Annotated in this window: 17 protein-coding genes; 4 read left to right on the plus strand and 13 right to left on the minus strand. The window is 46.1% G+C overall.

The features are described from left to right. The 5 genes from ACKU35_RS16490 to ACKU35_RS16510 all read right to left on the minus strand — a co-directional run bounded on the left by ACKU35_RS16490 (nucleotide 1) and on the right by ACKU35_RS16510 (nucleotide 6597). Nucleotides 1-2181: an AsmA-like C-terminal region-containing protein gene (locus tag ACKU35_RS16490; protein ID WP_319760933.1), complete on the minus strand. Its 2181-nt coding sequence runs from the start codon at nucleotides 2179-2181 to the stop codon at nucleotides 1-3. A 19-nt stretch (nucleotides 2182-2200) separates the two neighbouring features. Then, nucleotides 2201-3178, minus strand: coding sequence for a hypothetical protein (locus ACKU35_RS16495; protein ID WP_319760935.1), 978 nt, complete (start codon nucleotides 3176-3178; stop codon nucleotides 2201-2203). Nucleotides 3179-3192: 14 nt separating this feature from the next. Beyond that, nucleotides 3193-4398: an S-layer homology domain-containing protein gene (locus ACKU35_RS16500; protein ID WP_319760937.1), complete on the minus strand. Its 1206-nt coding sequence runs from the start codon at nucleotides 4396-4398 to the stop codon at nucleotides 3193-3195. A 126-nt stretch (nucleotides 4399-4524) separates the two neighbouring features. Further along, a complete protein-coding gene (locus ACKU35_RS16505) occupies nucleotides 4525-5631 on the minus strand; it encodes a hypothetical protein (RefSeq protein ID WP_319760939.1) in 1107 nt (368 codons plus the stop codon). A gap of 30 nt (nucleotides 5632-5661) precedes the next feature. After that, nucleotides 5662-6597: a hypothetical protein gene (locus tag ACKU35_RS16510; RefSeq protein ID WP_319760941.1), complete on the minus strand. Its 936-nt coding sequence runs from the start codon at nucleotides 6595-6597 to the stop codon at nucleotides 5662-5664. A gap of 533 nt (nucleotides 6598-7130) precedes the next feature. Between ACKU35_RS16510 and ACKU35_RS16515 the strand changes: the two genes are divergently transcribed. Further along, nucleotides 7131-7607 (plus strand): hypothetical protein, encoded by a 477-nt coding sequence (locus tag ACKU35_RS16515; RefSeq protein ID WP_319760943.1) that lies wholly within the window; start codon nucleotides 7131-7133, stop codon nucleotides 7605-7607. A 66-nt stretch (nucleotides 7608-7673) separates the two neighbouring features. On the opposite strand, the gene ACKU35_RS16520 is transcribed toward ACKU35_RS16515, so the two are convergent. Together ACKU35_RS16520 and ACKU35_RS16525 are read right to left on the minus strand one after the other, a co-directional pair. After that, complete coding sequence (locus ACKU35_RS16520; protein ID WP_319760945.1) at nucleotides 7674-8165, minus strand: YajQ family cyclic di-GMP-binding protein; 492 nt, start codon at nucleotides 8163-8165, stop codon at nucleotides 7674-7676. A gap of 91 nt (nucleotides 8166-8256) precedes the next feature. Further along, the gene (locus ACKU35_RS16525; protein WP_319760947.1) at nucleotides 8257-8586 is read right to left on the minus strand and encodes an STAS domain-containing protein; all 330 of its coding nucleotides are present in this window, start codon (nucleotides 8584-8586) and stop codon (nucleotides 8257-8259) included. Nucleotides 8587-8725: 139 nt separating this feature from the next. On the opposite strand from ACKU35_RS16525, the gene ACKU35_RS16530 reads away from it, so the two are divergent. Beyond that, complete coding sequence (locus tag ACKU35_RS16530; protein WP_319760949.1) at nucleotides 8726-9022, plus strand: YciI family protein; 297 nt, start codon at nucleotides 8726-8728, stop codon at nucleotides 9020-9022. A 64-nt stretch (nucleotides 9023-9086) separates the two neighbouring features. Here ACKU35_RS16530 and ACKU35_RS16535 read toward each other — a convergent pair whose 3' ends face one another. After that, nucleotides 9087-10217, minus strand: a complete 1131-nt coding sequence (locus tag ACKU35_RS16535; RefSeq protein WP_319760951.1) for a hypothetical protein — start codon at nucleotides 10215-10217, stop codon at nucleotides 9087-9089. A 29-nt stretch (nucleotides 10218-10246) separates the two neighbouring features. After that, nucleotides 10247-10444 (minus strand): hypothetical protein, encoded by a 198-nt coding sequence (locus ACKU35_RS16540; RefSeq protein WP_319760953.1) that lies wholly within the window; start codon nucleotides 10442-10444, stop codon nucleotides 10247-10249. Between the two features lie 442 nt (nucleotides 10445-10886). Between ACKU35_RS16540 and nhaB the strand changes: the two genes are divergently transcribed. Continuing rightward, nucleotides 10887-12509: a sodium/proton antiporter NhaB gene (nhaB, locus tag ACKU35_RS16545; protein ID WP_319760955.1), complete on the plus strand. Its 1623-nt coding sequence runs from the start codon at nucleotides 10887-10889 to the stop codon at nucleotides 12507-12509. 134 nt (nucleotides 12510-12643) lie between these two features. Next, nucleotides 12644-13030, plus strand: coding sequence for a tRNA (N6-threonylcarbamoyladenosine(37)-N6)-methyltransferase TrmO (gene tsaA, locus ACKU35_RS16550; RefSeq protein WP_319760958.1), 387 nt, complete (start codon nucleotides 12644-12646; stop codon nucleotides 13028-13030). Nucleotides 13031-13134: 104 nt separating this feature from the next. Here tsaA and infA read toward each other — a convergent pair whose 3' ends face one another. From infA to ilvN, 4 genes are all read right to left on the minus strand, one after another. Further along, nucleotides 13135-13353, minus strand: a complete 219-nt coding sequence (gene infA / locus ACKU35_RS16555) for a translation initiation factor IF-1 (protein ID WP_319760960.1) — start codon at nucleotides 13351-13353, stop codon at nucleotides 13135-13137. Nucleotides 13354-13536: 183 nt separating this feature from the next. Continuing rightward, nucleotides 13537-13803, minus strand: coding sequence for an RNA-binding protein (locus tag ACKU35_RS16560; protein WP_319760962.1), 267 nt, complete (start codon nucleotides 13801-13803; stop codon nucleotides 13537-13539). 279 nt (nucleotides 13804-14082) lie between these two features. Next, complete coding sequence (gene ilvC, locus ACKU35_RS16565) at nucleotides 14083-15072, minus strand: ketol-acid reductoisomerase (RefSeq protein WP_319760964.1); 990 nt, start codon at nucleotides 15070-15072, stop codon at nucleotides 14083-14085. A 127-nt stretch (nucleotides 15073-15199) separates the two neighbouring features. Further along, nucleotides 15200-15682 (minus strand): acetolactate synthase small subunit, encoded by a 483-nt coding sequence (gene ilvN, locus ACKU35_RS16570; RefSeq protein WP_319760966.1) that lies wholly within the window; start codon nucleotides 15680-15682, stop codon nucleotides 15200-15202. Nucleotide 15683: the final 1 nt, after the last annotated feature.

Below are 15683 nucleotides of genomic sequence, written 5' to 3' on the forward strand. Positions count from 1 at the left end.
TTACGACTTCAACTTTCTGTCCACATTAAAGGAATTGACCGTACCGAAAACGGAACGGACTTGCCCCTCCAGTTGCAGGTGTTTCTCATCAAGGGAATACTTCCCCCCTCCCCAGGCCTGCAATTGACGTCCACTGAGATTAAAAGATTTGATGAGCATCTCTTTCCCGCTTAAAGCGGCACTCAACCGTGCAGAACTGAAATTCAGCCCCTGCCCTGACTGCGGGTTAAAGGAAACAGCATCAAGCAGGTCGATAAAAAATCCCAGACGTGGATCAAGGTTGGCAAGGTTAAAAATATGCAGGTCATCAATTTTAGCCGAAGCTTCTCCACGCACGGAACGCATTAACTCACCGGAGTTGCTTCCCTGCATGAACATATTTGCATTGAGATATATTTTGCCCCGTAGCGAAACGGACAAATCCTTGGCAAAGCACGCTATCAGGCTGGGCAGGCTGGTCCCCCGCCCTTTAATATTGCATTGAGCGGCCAGTTGTTCCTGAGCCAGAACGACATCGGCATTCAGATTAAGATGAAAAAGTTTTCCGCTGGCTTTTACCAGAGCACGATCAGCACCCGAATGAACAAAAACCGCCACATCACTGAACGGCCAATCATTGTAGTAAAACTTACGAATAGAGGCTTTACCGTTGATGTCCCGACCAAGCAATTGCTCAAAATTAAATTTCTCAGTCGCTTCAGAAGTTGCCACTGAAGAATCGCTTTTAGGGGTATTTGTCTCAGGGATACGGATACTTAAGGATTTTAGCTGGGCCTCATAGCCGGAAAGATTGTTACGAGGAGTATTGAAATAACCTGATGCTGAAATTCGTGTTTCCCTGTGATTCAACTGCGTATCAAACTCGGTCCGCAAAGGATTTTTTTTTTGAGCCTCGCAGGTAATTATGTAATCGAAAAGAGAAAAATCACGGGCTTCCGCCTTGAACCTAAGACGTTTAAGATCAAGAGGAAAAGACATATAAGCCTGCATATCACAGCTTCCACCTGTTGCCGAAGCGACATTAAAACTACGCACAGACACCACAGGTTTACCATCTTTCAGTTCCACATCGGCATCAATCTCGGAAATACTGAGTTCCTGTTTTTTACCGTCTGCTGCTTCGAGAACCAGTACCAGATCCTTGGCACTGACAGTCATCTTCCCGGAAAGTCCTTTATTAGTCACAGTGCTTGGCGGGGTAGAAAGAGAAACATCTTTAAAGATCAAGGTCCCACGCGGATTAATGGATTTCAACTTCGCTGATTCGCACAGTGAACTGGTGGCATTCCGACCTCTTTCACTCTTTTGGGCCATAGCGAAAAGTTCCCCGGCATCGACCTGCGCCTCATCAAGAGAAACCTGAAAAGTTCCTCCCTGCCCCATATGCAGCAAAAGTCCTTTACCGCTGGTGGAATCAAGCACCAACCCACCGGCCTTTACATCCATGGTACCGACTGCATTATCTATGCTGAAATCAAGATCTGTGGTCTCAAAGTTACCGGCCTCTGCCAACTCGGGAAGGGTCGAATTGGACATGTAATCGAATCCGGTCAAAAATCCCAAGAAAGCTGCCGGATCAATTGAACATTGTGTAGCCTGAAGATTAAGCTTCAAAGGTGAGGTGGAAGCCATATCCAGACGGCCGGAAAATTTAAACCCCAACTCAGAAATGGAAGCGCTGCGAACATTAAATGTGAATCCGCCACTTTCCTTTTCCATACTGGCGGAAACGGTCAGCGGCTCCGCCTGATAGGAGTTGGTCAACTGCACTTTGCCTGAAACAACGTCGATCTTTTCAGGAAAGAGAGAAGGCAACTCAAACGTACCGGTAGCGGAATCACTTCCTTTCCGATGTGCAAGAGCCCTTACATCCGGGTCTTGTAAAATCACATGGCGCAGCTTAATTTCACCGCTTAAAAGACTAGTAACATCGGGGAAGATTTCCAGTTGCGGAATAAGGATCGTATCCATACCGCTCTGGACACGCAGGTTGGTAACCCGCAGGGAAGGAAGGGGGGAGTAATGGAATTCGATATCCTCCATCACTACCCCCATGTTGGTCATATCAGAAAGCAGTTTTTGCGCGGCGTCCACAAAATGAACCCTGATCAGCACAATGGAGCCAACCGTGAGAATGGTCGCAATAATTCCGCCAATGAGGAATCCTTTTTTATGAAACACCGTAATACCGCCGTTTTTACTACTTAAGTACGAACACTACTCTTGCCTGAGCCAGCAGATTATACTTCTGGTCATAGGCGAATACGGTAGCCGCATCATCAACACTTACCACCGCGTCAGTCACATTCTGCACGGTCTTGCCCTTGAGCACCATAGGAGACTTGCTGCCCCAAGATTCGAGCAGAGCGCGAGCCTTTTGCAGATCAGTGGTATAACCGCCGCAACCTCTTTCTATAAGGACCTGATTGAGAACCTTTGAAGGATCAAAAAGGACTTCATTCTTATCGGTCAGGATACGGTTGACCAGAGCGGGTTTGAAATCAAAATCACGCACATCGACGATGATACCGTCGACCGGAGTGGCCACAGCTTCCTGAATCTTTTGAGAAGCGGTTTCGGTGGTCTGGACCGGAGCTTCAACCTTTTCGGCAACTTTGGCGGGAGCTTCTTCCTTGACCGGAGTTTCTACTTTGGCTGCAACCTCTTCTTTTTTATCTTCAACCACCGGAGCGATGATTGCAGGAAGAGTTTCAGGCTTGAAAGCCGGAATGTTACGAATATTTAAAGCTTCCGGCTCCTTACGGATAATCTCGTCAAATGCACCGTAAACCGAATCATTACCGTGCAGATTCAACCGCAGGCAGACCCGAGCATACCCTTCGGTACGGTCAAAAGATTCACCGCAGGGCACTGCGCCACGCAGGGTTCCCTTAACGGTGGTGCGAATACGGTCACTGGAGAGCATACCGTCGCGGACCGTTGTTTTTCCGCTGAGACGCAAACCCTGAAAGATTTCAAGCATCCTTCTCTGGGCAACTACTTCCGCAGCGCGTTTAGCGCGGTAACGGCTCTGTCCTGCTTCAGATTCACCGATTACCTGAATGTATCCCCTCTGGAATACTTCATCCGCATTTACGACCTCTACAATCCTTTCCCCTGCGACAGCGGAGCTTGCAAAAAGCACTACCGCAGTAAGGGCGAGTAATAATTTTTTCACTTTATCCTCCACTGTTAATAAATATTCATGATGTTGCGCAACCGCATAAGGGAAAGAATCAAATCCGCGCCATCCATATTGTCATCTGGACGAAAGGCTCCGGAAAGATCCGTTTCCATCAGATTACGGTTAACCACAGTGACGATGGCGTTGTACCATGCATCAGTCGGTTCAACATCCGGATAGAGAGATTTTTTCTGTCCCATATGCTGGGTGGACATTTCTTCATCACCAGTCAGCTTAATGAGCACGTCTTCCAGCACGAAGGCCAGTTCCTTACGGTTCATCGGCTTCTTGGGATGAAAAAGATAAGCACGGGTCTGTTCATCATAGGTGGGTTCAAGACCACGGACATGCCATTTGAGGACAGTCATAATTTCCGGCTCGAACATATGTCCCACAATATCAGCAGGTGTGAACTCAGCCTTCATTTCATTTCCGGGAACGGGAATGCGTCCGGCAAAGAGTCTATCCAGATGAAGTTCATCCACCAACAGCGCGGCAACGTCTGCGCGATCAACCTCTTCCTTGACCGCGATTTTTTTAGCGACATCGGTAAGGGTATAATTGCTCATAGCCCGCAGGATTTTTTGAGCACGGTTATACAAGGCATTAGCCTTATCATGCCATTTCCCCGGAGAACCGGACAAAACCACGCCGAGAACATCCTCGGCCTTGCGGAATTCGCCGCCTTTGAAGTAGGCCTCGCCCATAAAATAATGAACAGCCTCGGTCTGGCGATAATAGGGAAGATCTTCTTCAACTACATACTTAAGCATAAGCTTGGCATCAGCATAAAGGTCTTCGGCCCGCTGCAGCCAGCCACGGGTTGTGATGTGGGTGTAGACCCGGATACCGGTTACGTAAACGCTGAATTTCTGAGACCGGTCACGCCGTGCTTCGGATACGGCTTTATCGAATTGGTCAATAGCCCGTTCGGCATCAACAGCGCTGTATTTATCATCACTTTCGGATTCGGCACGCATGGCGTAAACAAGGGCTTTCCCCGCAATAGCCGGTGCGTACTCGTCATCAAGAGCCACGGCCCGCTCAAAACGGACAAAAGCCTTTTCGGGCATACCCTTATCAATGAGCTCCATACCCATTAAATAATGATGGGCCGGGTTATCTTCTATGGACATGGGTTTTACTTTCTTTCCGCATCCCGCAAGGGAGAGAATCAAAAGCAGGCCCGACATAAATATTAAATATTTTTTCATCCGGTTATCCTCCTTGCAGCGGATGCGTTCCGCCGACAATCATGGTTTACCTGCACACTACACTATCGTTATTATACAAGCGAAGGGTAAAATTAACCCATTCACCCTGCGCCCGGAAATCAGTTGTTAAAAACCTTCCGGATTCTGCCAGCGAAATCTGACGTTTCTACCATTAATCCTACTTTGAAACTTTTCCACGCCTAAATCCTTCAAGGCTGTAGAAACCCGCTTAAGCAGATTTTCAGGACGTAAAGTCGACCAGTAGGCGACTTCCATATTCAGCCCGTTCTGGCGCTTGACTTCCTTACGAACAAACCCTGGAACATCCTCAAGAGCGGTTCCAATGTGGGAAAGCTCCGGAAATCCCAGAAAAGTCAGCGTATAACGGAAGCCTTTGCCTCGATCCAGCTCGCTTTCCATGTTTTCCAGCAGCTCACGTGCAAGGCGCACCGATGCCCAATAGGTTTCCGGCTTGGCAGCTTCCACAGCACGGCTGTATACATCAGCCGGTTTACCTGAAAGGCTTACATATTTCTCAACCGGCCTGCGTATTTCACCGATTTTCAACCCGTCCGAAATACGTACACAGGTCATATGCATAACAGGATTGGCATGCTCAGGCAGCTTAAGATCAACTGTTACCAAGTAGTCAGCTTTTAGCAGGCTATTAAACTTAACGGCTTTTTTCAGATTCATGGAACCTTCAATCTCAGCGTACTTCGCGCGAGACATGGGCCAATCGATAACCTCAAACTGGAACTTTTTCCCGAAAGTACGTGCAACATCATGCACCAATTCCTGCATAGATTGCGGGGGAACAGAATTGAAACCGGCCCCGGAACCGAAGATAAGCAGCCTTGGCAGGCCGGACATTTTCTGCAGGATTGCAAGAGTGGTGTAGTCGGAATAGAGAAGATCGCTGTTTACCACTGCATCTATGGTAATGACATAGCCATCAGCAGTGGCGCCTTCCTGCAACACCTTATAAGAAGTGACGTATCCCTTTGAATGGCTGACTATCTCGTCACGCACCAGCACTCCGGATTCCACAAGGGACTCGGAGGCAACAGCCGTACCGATCTGCATTTCTACAGCAGTACGCAAAGCTGAATTAAGCGCCTGATTGCGGTCAATTCCCTCGCCGGTGGCCTCCACGGCAAATGCCGTGGAGGCGGCCAGCAATATTGCAATCGCGATAGCACCCACCTGAGAGTACAGTTTTACGAAGGACATACAGACCTCATTTTTTTACGGCGGGAAAACCTACCATTCACTGTTGCTCTGCTGTCTGCGTTGCTTAACGCGATGCTGCTTCACGATCTTCACTTCATTACCGGAAACGTAGACACGTCCCTTCATGTTCAGCTTTCTGAGCATGCGCACCATATTACGCTTCAGATGAGAAGAATTAATGGAGGACTTGTACCACATTTCATGGTGTGAAGAAGTGTTCAGAGCATTCGTTTTGGGGCGATGGCTGTCGTAACCGGTGAAGATGGTAATATAATCTTCAACATCGAGCATATCATCATCACTGAAACCGTCGAAAACGAGAGTCCATTCAAGAAGACGCCCAGTTGCACCTACGCCGGAACCGGAACCTGCACCTGAACCACCAGCGTCAGAGGAACTTGCGCCTTCCGGGTGGTACTGATCAAGTCTGTCCGCCAAAACAGCGCCGACATCGGAACCGATAATTTTGGAAAGCTTACCGACAGCTTCGAGAACATCATTTCTGCTGTAAGGTCTGGGAACCAGCTGATACTGCTGCGGCTCAGATTCAAAATTACCCAGTCTGGAACCATCCCAAACGGAAAGGAGGCGGCCTTCAATACGGGCGGTAACCCTTACGCTGTTCTGGTTGGTCTTGGCATTGGGATAAATGCTGAAAATACAAAGAACGTCGATACCTGCATCCTTAGCGATCTGGATTAGTTCCGCATCATTACGTCTGATGCGGCCCTGAGCATGAGTCATATAAGTCAGGGCAGTTTCATCTTTAACGTCGAACCCAAGATTGACCATCTCATTTGAGATAGCATTAAGGACTCGTTTAAAAACTCTCGAGTTGCGGGGGACAGTATCTTTATCAACGTCTTCCCCGACAATCATGACCCTCGGCAGGTCGGTAGCAAGCGCAATGGTAGGCGCAACGAAAAAGCAGACTATGGCGATGAGAAGTAATGCTGATTTCCTCATGTCACTCTCCTTAAAAGTGGGTGGTTAAACTATTTATCCGACTCTGTAGGTCGAGATGGTCGTAAAAAGTACTCCTAAACCCCACCGGGTTTTTCCAACAATGACTAGACAAGTTAAGATAGCTTAAAACTTATTAGTAACTATATTATATTACACGACTTATGCAACATAATTTGAATCATTCAATAAACTTTTTTTCGCTTATTTTGATAAGCGAAATAACCTTAGAATAATAGAACAATTAAAAAACCTAGTCAAACTATCTTAAAAAAAAAGACATTCTTGAAGGTTATTTTGTCCTTTTTCACTCCCCTCCCTCCGTTGCTTCTGTTGGATTACAAGTGTCCTTATTGAAAATAAGCCCTGTTTTATGTATATCACATAAAAACAATACTTATCCACGGTTTTTATAATGAATCCTTTGAGAATGAAAAGCGAGGGGAAAAATTAACCTGTTCAACCTACACATTCTCAAATAACACATTCAAAGCTTCAGGCGTGACATAAAGGAAAGCTAAAAAGGCATCACAAAAATGAAACCAAAAAGAACTAATAATGCAACCCATACGTGGGAAATGATGCAGTGCTCGCGCGATGTGCTCGGCCCCACCTCTATGCAAAAAATATTTTCACGAGGCCAAAGCCAGATCAACCGCTACTGTTCATCACCGCAGCACGAAGACCACCAGCGAAATCCTCTGGACAGGCTGCATCTGCTTTTCAGCATGCTGGATGAAGAAGGAGAAAGGGAACTGGTAATCGCAGCGCTGAATCATCTATGCGCTTCAATTGGATACCGCATTCAAGAACAGCTGAATGTGGTTCCGGACAAACTGACTGTGGAAGAAGAATGTCTGGATGATTATCCTGAAAAAGTGGAACTGGACCGCCTGATCGCCTGCAATGCCGCTCCGGAACTCGTCCGCCGGCAGGGCGAACACACCTGTCGGGAAATAATGGAGACGGTGGCCAGCTATGAAGCCCACTGCAAAATAAATGGAACAAAATAAAAGACTCCCCGAGAAAAATCCCGAAGAGTCCTTTTAGTACTATAATACTTAATGTATTCTATCCGGCTATTTCTTCATGTTCACGAACTGGAAAGGCATATCCAGATCAGAATCTCTGACCAGTGAAATAACGGACTGCAGGTCATCGAGTTTTTTGCCGGTAACGCGTACCTGCTCATCCTGAATGGACGCCTGAACCTTAATTTTTGTACCCTTGATCATCTTCACGATTTTCTTAGCGGTATCCTTGTCGATTCCTTCCTTCAGCTTTACTTCCTGCTTCAGCTGCCCGTTGGAGGTCGGCTCGAATTTACCGAATTCAAGTGATCTGGGATCGACTTTACGTCTGGTAAAATGAGTAATCATCATATCCCGTACGGCCTTCATTTTCATTTCATCGCCGGTAACAACATTGATGGTATTGGTCTTTTTATTAAGTTCTATCTCAGTATTTACCCCGCGAAAATCATAACGGGTATCAACTTCCTTAAGCACATTATTTACGGCGTTATCGACTTCCTGAGCATCAATCTGGCTTACAATATCAAAAGACGGCATTGTATATCCTCCATATAAGATTTGGCAATTTGAAGTGATCAAGTAATTTAACTATCAGCAAGACATAGTCAAGCCCGTATTCTGGCGCAACTCAGGTCATTAGGGCTTCATCAACGGAGGAGTAAATATCAAAAAGGGTATCAAGACCTGTAAGCCGGAAGATCTGTGCCAGTCTCGGGTGGAGACCGGTAAGCATAAAGCAACCGCCGGGGGCTATTTCATGAGCTGTAGGAATCAGCCCCGCAAGTCCACAGGAATCCATAAAAAGTACGGAGGAGAGGTCAAGCACCAATTTACAATTTCCCCCTTCCGCCAAAGCGCAAACATGTTCATGCAACACAGTAAAATTGTTCGCATCGACCCTACTATCACCGACACTTAACACGACAAAGTCCCCGACCCTTTTCTGGGACAAAATCATATTCTGCTCCTAGGCAGTTAGTAAAATCCCCGGTTCCCTCATTGAAACAAACACAGAAAAATACTAGACGTATAACTTCACCAAGAGTAATAAAGCAATAACAATAATCACAACAGAAGACTATCAGAAGGACCAGAATATGTACATACTGAATTTAAGCTATATCAAACCGCTGGAAAATATTGATTCCCTTTTGGAAGAACATATTAAGTTTCTTAAAAAAAATTATGAAGCCGGGATTTTTATAGCCTCCGGTCGCAAAGTACCACGCACCGGAGGAGTTATTCTGGCTAAGAACATCTCGCTGAACGAGCTTGAAAAAATCATTAATGAAGATCCCTTCAAACGGGAAAAAGCAGCCGAATACGAGATTGTCCATTTCATCCCGACCATGATGGCGGACGGCTATGAACTTCTGAAGGATGATCCGGAATAAAACCGCTACTCGTAAAAATCCCCGCGCCAATAAAAAATGGTGCGGGGATTTATCACCTGAAGAGCTAATTAAGTTCGTTCAACTTGGTAGTTAATTTCCTGAATTCTGTCTTCATTTCTGAATTCTGGAATACAATCAGGTCAGGAGTCTGCAATTCTGATATACGATCCAGCATTGCATTGGCATCACGCATCAAAGTTATTAAATTGTGAGCACCCTGTACGGTCTCATAAGTGTTCAAAGCAACTTCATACTCATGAAATATACCGGATTTTGCATCAGCGATCCGCTCCCGGTTCTTCCCAAGGTATTGCGCATACATTTTTGCTGTACGCACAGTAAGTCCCTGTGCAGCGAGGTTCGTTTTGTAGATTCCCCGATATTTGGCCGGTTCGTTTTCGATTTTTGCTATGGTCCTTTGAATCAATTCTTCCTGCTTGGTAATGATCTCTTTGATTCTTACAAGATAGACATCATCAATCTTATTTTCATAATTTTCATAAAGATTAATGAGAATACGCAGTAACAGGGTATGCATCCCGTAATAACGCTTGGCCATTTCTATATTTTCATTGGCTTCGGCTGTAAGCCGCTGCAGCTCGGTGGTAATTAATTTCACGTTATTGAAAACCGAGACAAGGCGCACATCATCATCGCCGGTGACGCTGTAAACGAGTGTTTCCACTTGTTCACGGTCCACCTTCATACCGATGTCCTTCATCTCCACAAGAAGCTTATCAATCAAAGATTCCACCTGCTTCTCATTTTCTTCCTGACGAATTTCAAGATCTTTGACCTCTTCATCAATGGAACCGACATCCTTTTTCCAGACTTCCCACTTTTTAACTTTCTTGGGAGCCGCCAGACGTTCAATCTTTAATTCCGCAACCCGCTCGCGGCACTTAGCCGAATCATCCTGCAATTTGCGTATAGCTTCTTTGGTTTCCGACATACCGGAGATTCCCAGAACTTCGATACATTCATCCAACAAACCATTAATCTTGCCGTCAACACTCTTCTTATCCTCCTTCAACGGATTCCATGAGGAGTCCGGGACGTTTCCACGCAAATCCAGCTCCGCCACAGCTTCGGACAACAAAGGATGAACCTCACCCCAAACATCCTCTAGGGAGGAAGCAAGAACAGAAGTAGCAAAACAACAAACCAAGACAATTGCACAAAAAAGACTTTTCACCTGAATACACCTTGATCCAAACACAGAAATTAATCGTCCCCGCTGGAATCGTCACCACCGGAATCATAATCGCCGGAATCATCATCCCGGTCATCATTATCATAATAATCGTCATCCCGATTATGATCGTCGCGACGACTAACACCGTTGTTCTTTTTCTTAAGTTTAAAAAGAATCCATACAACCACCAATACAGCAAGCAAGCTCAGAAGACTTTCAAAATCCATATGACCTCCCGTCACTTGATTATTATGCACATATCATAGCATCTGATCAAAACAGGTGTCATGTATTAAATTTGAAAATGAAGTTTTTTCAGCACTCAAAGCTGAATAATAATTATGACCCAGCAATTGAGAGAGTCACACTGATTATAAACTAAAAATCATATAATACTATAATTTAGGACAACATAACTGGACATCTAATCAACAGAAGAATATAAACTCCTACTGAGGATAGGTGAATTGTCCACCCCCTACATACCGAAGCCTGCGGGACCCGCCCCGGACCACGTAAGCTTCGGAAATGGACGCGGCGCGCTCTGCGCCAGAACAAGTTTTAAGCACCTCTCGGTCCCCAGGCAAAATCACATCACATACAGAGATATGCCTGGTTCACTACTTCAGTACCCATATGTTTTACTGACTAAGCGAATGGAGAAAAACGATGACACAACCATTGTCAAAAACTTTTGTAAATACCTTTCTGGGCCATGCCCCGATGTGGTACAAACTGGCTATTATTGCATTTCTGGTCATAAACCCGATACTGATGGTCACTGTCGGCCCTTTTATTGCGGGTTGGGCCCTGATTGCGGAATTCATCTTTACGCTGACCATGGCCCTTAAATGCTACCCTCTGCCAGCAGGTGGGTTGCTCGCAATTGAAGCAATTATTATCGGCCTGACGAATCCGGAAACCGTATACCACGAAGCGCATAATAACTTTGAAGTTATCCTGCTGCTGATCTTCATGGTTGCGGGTATCCACTTCATGAAAGATTTTCTGCAGTTCACATTTACCCGTATTCTGGTCAATGTACGTTCCAAGAAGATAATCTCATTACTATTCTGTCTTGCAGGGGCATTCCTTTCCGCATTTCTGGATGCCCTGACCGTAACCGCGGTTATCATGGCCGTTGCCTACGGATTCTACAGTGTTTACCACAAATATGTTTCCAGCGAGATGGGTAAAGGGTCTCACAGTCTTGATTCCGACCTGCATCTTAAAGACAAAAACCGTGAAGAGCTTAAAGAATTCAGAGGTTTTCTGCGCAACCTTATGATGCATGGTGCGGTTGGTACCGCTCTGGGCGGCGTATGCACACTTGTCGGTGAACCCCAGAACCTGCTTATCGGACATGAAATGGGCTGGCACTTCATCCCATTCGCTATAAACGTTTCTCCCGTAACCATGCCCGTATTGATAGTCGGTCTGCTGACCTGTTTCCTTACTGAACAGTTCAAAATTTTCGGCTATGGTTTTTCACTGCCGGGCAACATCCGCTCCTTTCTTTTTGAAGAAGCAATGCGAAACGAAGAAAAACAGGGGCAGGCCGGTAAACTGAGACTGATCATTCAGGCCATCATCGGAATCTGGCTCATTGCCGCACTGGCCTTTCACCTCGCTGCTGTCGGTATCGTCGGTCTTTCAGTTATCATTTTACTGACCGCTTTTACCGGTATCATCGAAGAAAGCCGTTTCGGTCCTGCTTTTGAGGAAGCTCTGCCTTTTACCGCACTGCTGGTGGTCTTCTTCGCGGTTGTTGCTGTTATTCACTCTCAGGAACTATTCAAGCCGATCATTGAATTCGTACTCAGCATGCAGGGACAGACTCAGCTCATGGCTTACTACATTGCCAACGGTCTTCTTTCCGCCATCTCGGATAATGTATTTGTTGCGACCGTATACATTTCCGAAACCAAACTGCACTTTGTACATGTGCTTAACTCCATCCCCAACATCGGCATGACTGGTCAGCAGCTTATGGATAAACTGACTGATCCTCACGTAGCCCGTGCCGACGTTCTGGCTACTCTGCCTCAGGCTGCCGCCGAACAGGCTCACGCTGTTATGCATCAGCTCGATAAGCTGGCTGTTGCCATCAACACCGGTACCAACATTCCTTCCGTTGCAACACCCAACGGACAGGCTGCATTCCTCTTTCTGCTGACCAGTGCTCTTGCCCCGGTCATCAGGCTTTCTTACGGCAGAATGGTTATGCTCGCCCTGCCCTACACAATCACCATGTCAGTCACCGGCCTGCTGGCTGTAGACTGGTTTTTGTAGACCACGTATAAATACACGCTAAAAAGCGGGCACTCAGGATTATGAGTGTCCGCTTTCTTTTATCCTAATTCTGGACATGAAAAAATAAAGGAACTAACAAGGAACTAATATCAACAATCAACAATAGCACTACTATGAATACAACACTGGAAATTATCGGCTATATCCGCTCGACAATAAAAGACAGGAAAAATGCCCCAAAGCAAGGATGTGAAGGGGGCGTGGAAGCAATTGTTGAAATCAAGGAAGATTACAAGGATTCGATGGATGGGTTATCTGTTGGAAGCAAAATTATACTGCTGAGCTGGTTGCATGCTGCAGACCGGAGCTGCCAGAAAGTTCATCCACGTGGGGATTTATCCCGCCCGATACGGGGCGTATTCTCCACACGATCACCAGATAGACCCAACCCAATCGGTTTACATCCTGTAACCATAACAGAAATAAACGGCTGCGAAATGAAAGTTCATCCGGTGGAAGCCATAGACGGAACACCGCTAGTCGACATTAAATCTGACTAGCAGCATAAAAAGGAATCCCCCCATCCCACGGGGTCGGCTACATAATGACCGACCCCGCATGGGGTATTCCATCGATACAGGTATCGTGAAATCTCGGGTTATTACTACCGGGGACGGTAAGTAATTCTACCACGAGTCAGATCGTAAGGAGAAAGCTCAACAGTAACTTTATCACCGGGCATAACTCTGATGCGAAATTTACGCATCTTACCGGAAATATGAGCCAAAACCTCATGACCATTTTCAAGCTCTACGCGAAACATAGCGTTGGGGAGAGCTTCTTCTACAACACCATTAACTGCAATGCCTTCTTCTTTAGCCAAAACTTTTCCTCTACTCTTAACTAGTTACATAAAAGAAGCCCGCATTCGCAGCAGCGACAGCGGGCTTAATTTTAGATTTTCCCAAATTCGGGAATATCAGACTGTCTTTAGGTACAAAATGGTGTAGGTAAGAACAACATATTCTCACCAGCCCAAAGGGGCTTTATACCAAATCGCAACAAATTACCAGCGCCTGGGACGTGGTTCACGGGGACGAGCTTCGTTTACTTTAAGATTACGGCCGCCAAAATCAGTACCATCGAGACTCTCAATAGCCTGAATAGCGCCTTCATCTTCCATTTCAACAAAACCGAATCCACGGGGACGGCCAGTTTCACGATCATTGATGAGTTTAACGGAAATAACTTCACCAAATTCTTCAAAAGCCGCCCGCACATCTTCTTCGGAAGAGCTCCAGGGAAGATTGCCCACGTAAATGTTCTTCGACATCTCAAAAAACTCCATAAAACGTTAGAACTTAAAACAATACCAGACGCCGTTCTTGAACTTAAAAAATTCTTTACGACTTATGCTGTACTCAGAAACCCGCTGAGATAACCAGCCACTCAACTAAATACCTATAAAGACAATCTATGATATTCGGCTGATATCCGGTAGCCTACTTAGCCCCATACCCCAGTAAGGATAAAAGAGCAATAGGCCCACGCAAAAAAGATTATTAATTAACCTTTTTTACGTGGGCCTGATTATTTTAAAAAGAGCAATAGCTTATTTCTTAAGCCAGCTCATCATTTTACGGAGTTCGCCACCGACCTGTTCGATCTGGTGTTCTTTACCAATGCGGCGCATAGCACTGAAGTGTGCCTTACCAGTCATATTTTCAGCTATGAATTCACGTGCGAATTCACCCTGCTGGATTTCTTTGAGGATCTTTTTCATTTCCTTACGGCTTTCCTCGTTAATAACGCGAGGACCGCGGGTAAGGTCACCGTATTCAGCGGTGTCGGAAATGGAATCACGCATTTTGGCAAGACCACCTTCGTAGATGAGATCGATGATGAGTTTGCACTCATGCAGGCACTCAAAGTAAGCGATTTCAGGTTTATAACCAGCTTCTACGAGGGTTTCAAAACCTGCTTTGATCAGCTCGGAAAGACCACCGCAGAGCACTGCCTGCTCACCGAAAAGGTCAGTTTCAGTCTCTTCACGGAAAGTTGTTTCCAATACGCCGGAACGTGTTGCTCCGATACCTTTTGCGTAAGCAAGTGCGATATCGAAAGCCTTACCGGAAGCATCCTGATCTACAGCGATGATAGCGGGAACAGCTCCGCCTTCGGTGTAAGTACGGCGTACGAGGTGACCGGGACCCTTGGGAGCTGCCATAATAACGTCAACATCCGGGCTGGGAACAATCTGCTCGAAATGGACGTTAAAACCGTGTCCGAAAGCAAGGATGTTACCGGGTTTCAAGTTAGGTGCGATGTCTTTTTTGTAAACATCGGCCTGTACCTGGTCGGGCAGGAGGATCATGATCAGATCAGCCTGTGCTGCTGCTTCTGCTGCGCTTACGGGCTCGAAGCCGTGTTCTTTGGCAAGGTCATAGTTCGGTCCGCCGGGACGCTGACCGACAATAACCTTAACGCCGGAATCACGAAGGTTCTGTGCGTGGGCATGACCCTGACTACCGTAGCCGATGATGGCAACTGTCTTATCTTTCAGCAGATTAAGATCAGCGTCATTTTCATAATAAACTTTCATTGCTTTCTCCTAGATATTATTCTCTTTAATTCGGACACGAAACTTGTGAATAGTTTCCCGGCAGCTCGCTCTGAGAAAAGCCAACCAGAGGGCACTCCTGTGCCGAAATGTTTATGAAATTTTTGACCTAAACTTGTATGGCTCTTTTCATTGCGACAGTTCCGGTACGGGCAATTTCCTTAATACCGAAACGGGTGAGCATATTGATCAATGCTTCAATCTTGCCGTGATCGCCCGTAACTTCAATTGACAATTCGTCCGGGCTTACGTCGACAACCTTGCAGCGGAAAATATCCACAATTCGCAGAATCTCCGCTCTTTTGTTATCTTCGGCATTGACCTTGATGATGACCATTTCACGTTCAACGGCCTTATGTTCAACCATATCAACTACTTTTATGACAGTAACAAGCTTGCGCAGTTGCTTTACGATCTGCTCGACGATGTGCTCATCGCCAAAGGTCGTAATAGTCATTTGGGATACTCCCTCCTCAAGGGTGGGAGCAACGTTGAGGGATTCGATGTTGAATCCACGCCCGCTGAACAATCCTACAACTCTGGAAAGAACCCCGGGCTCGTTTTCAACTGTCACGGATAAAGTATGTCTCATT

Origin of the sequence: Maridesulfovibrio sp. (assembly GCF_963676065.1) — a bacterium.
Taxonomy (GTDB): domain Bacteria; phylum Desulfobacterota; class Desulfovibrionia; order Desulfovibrionales; family Desulfovibrionaceae; genus Maridesulfovibrio.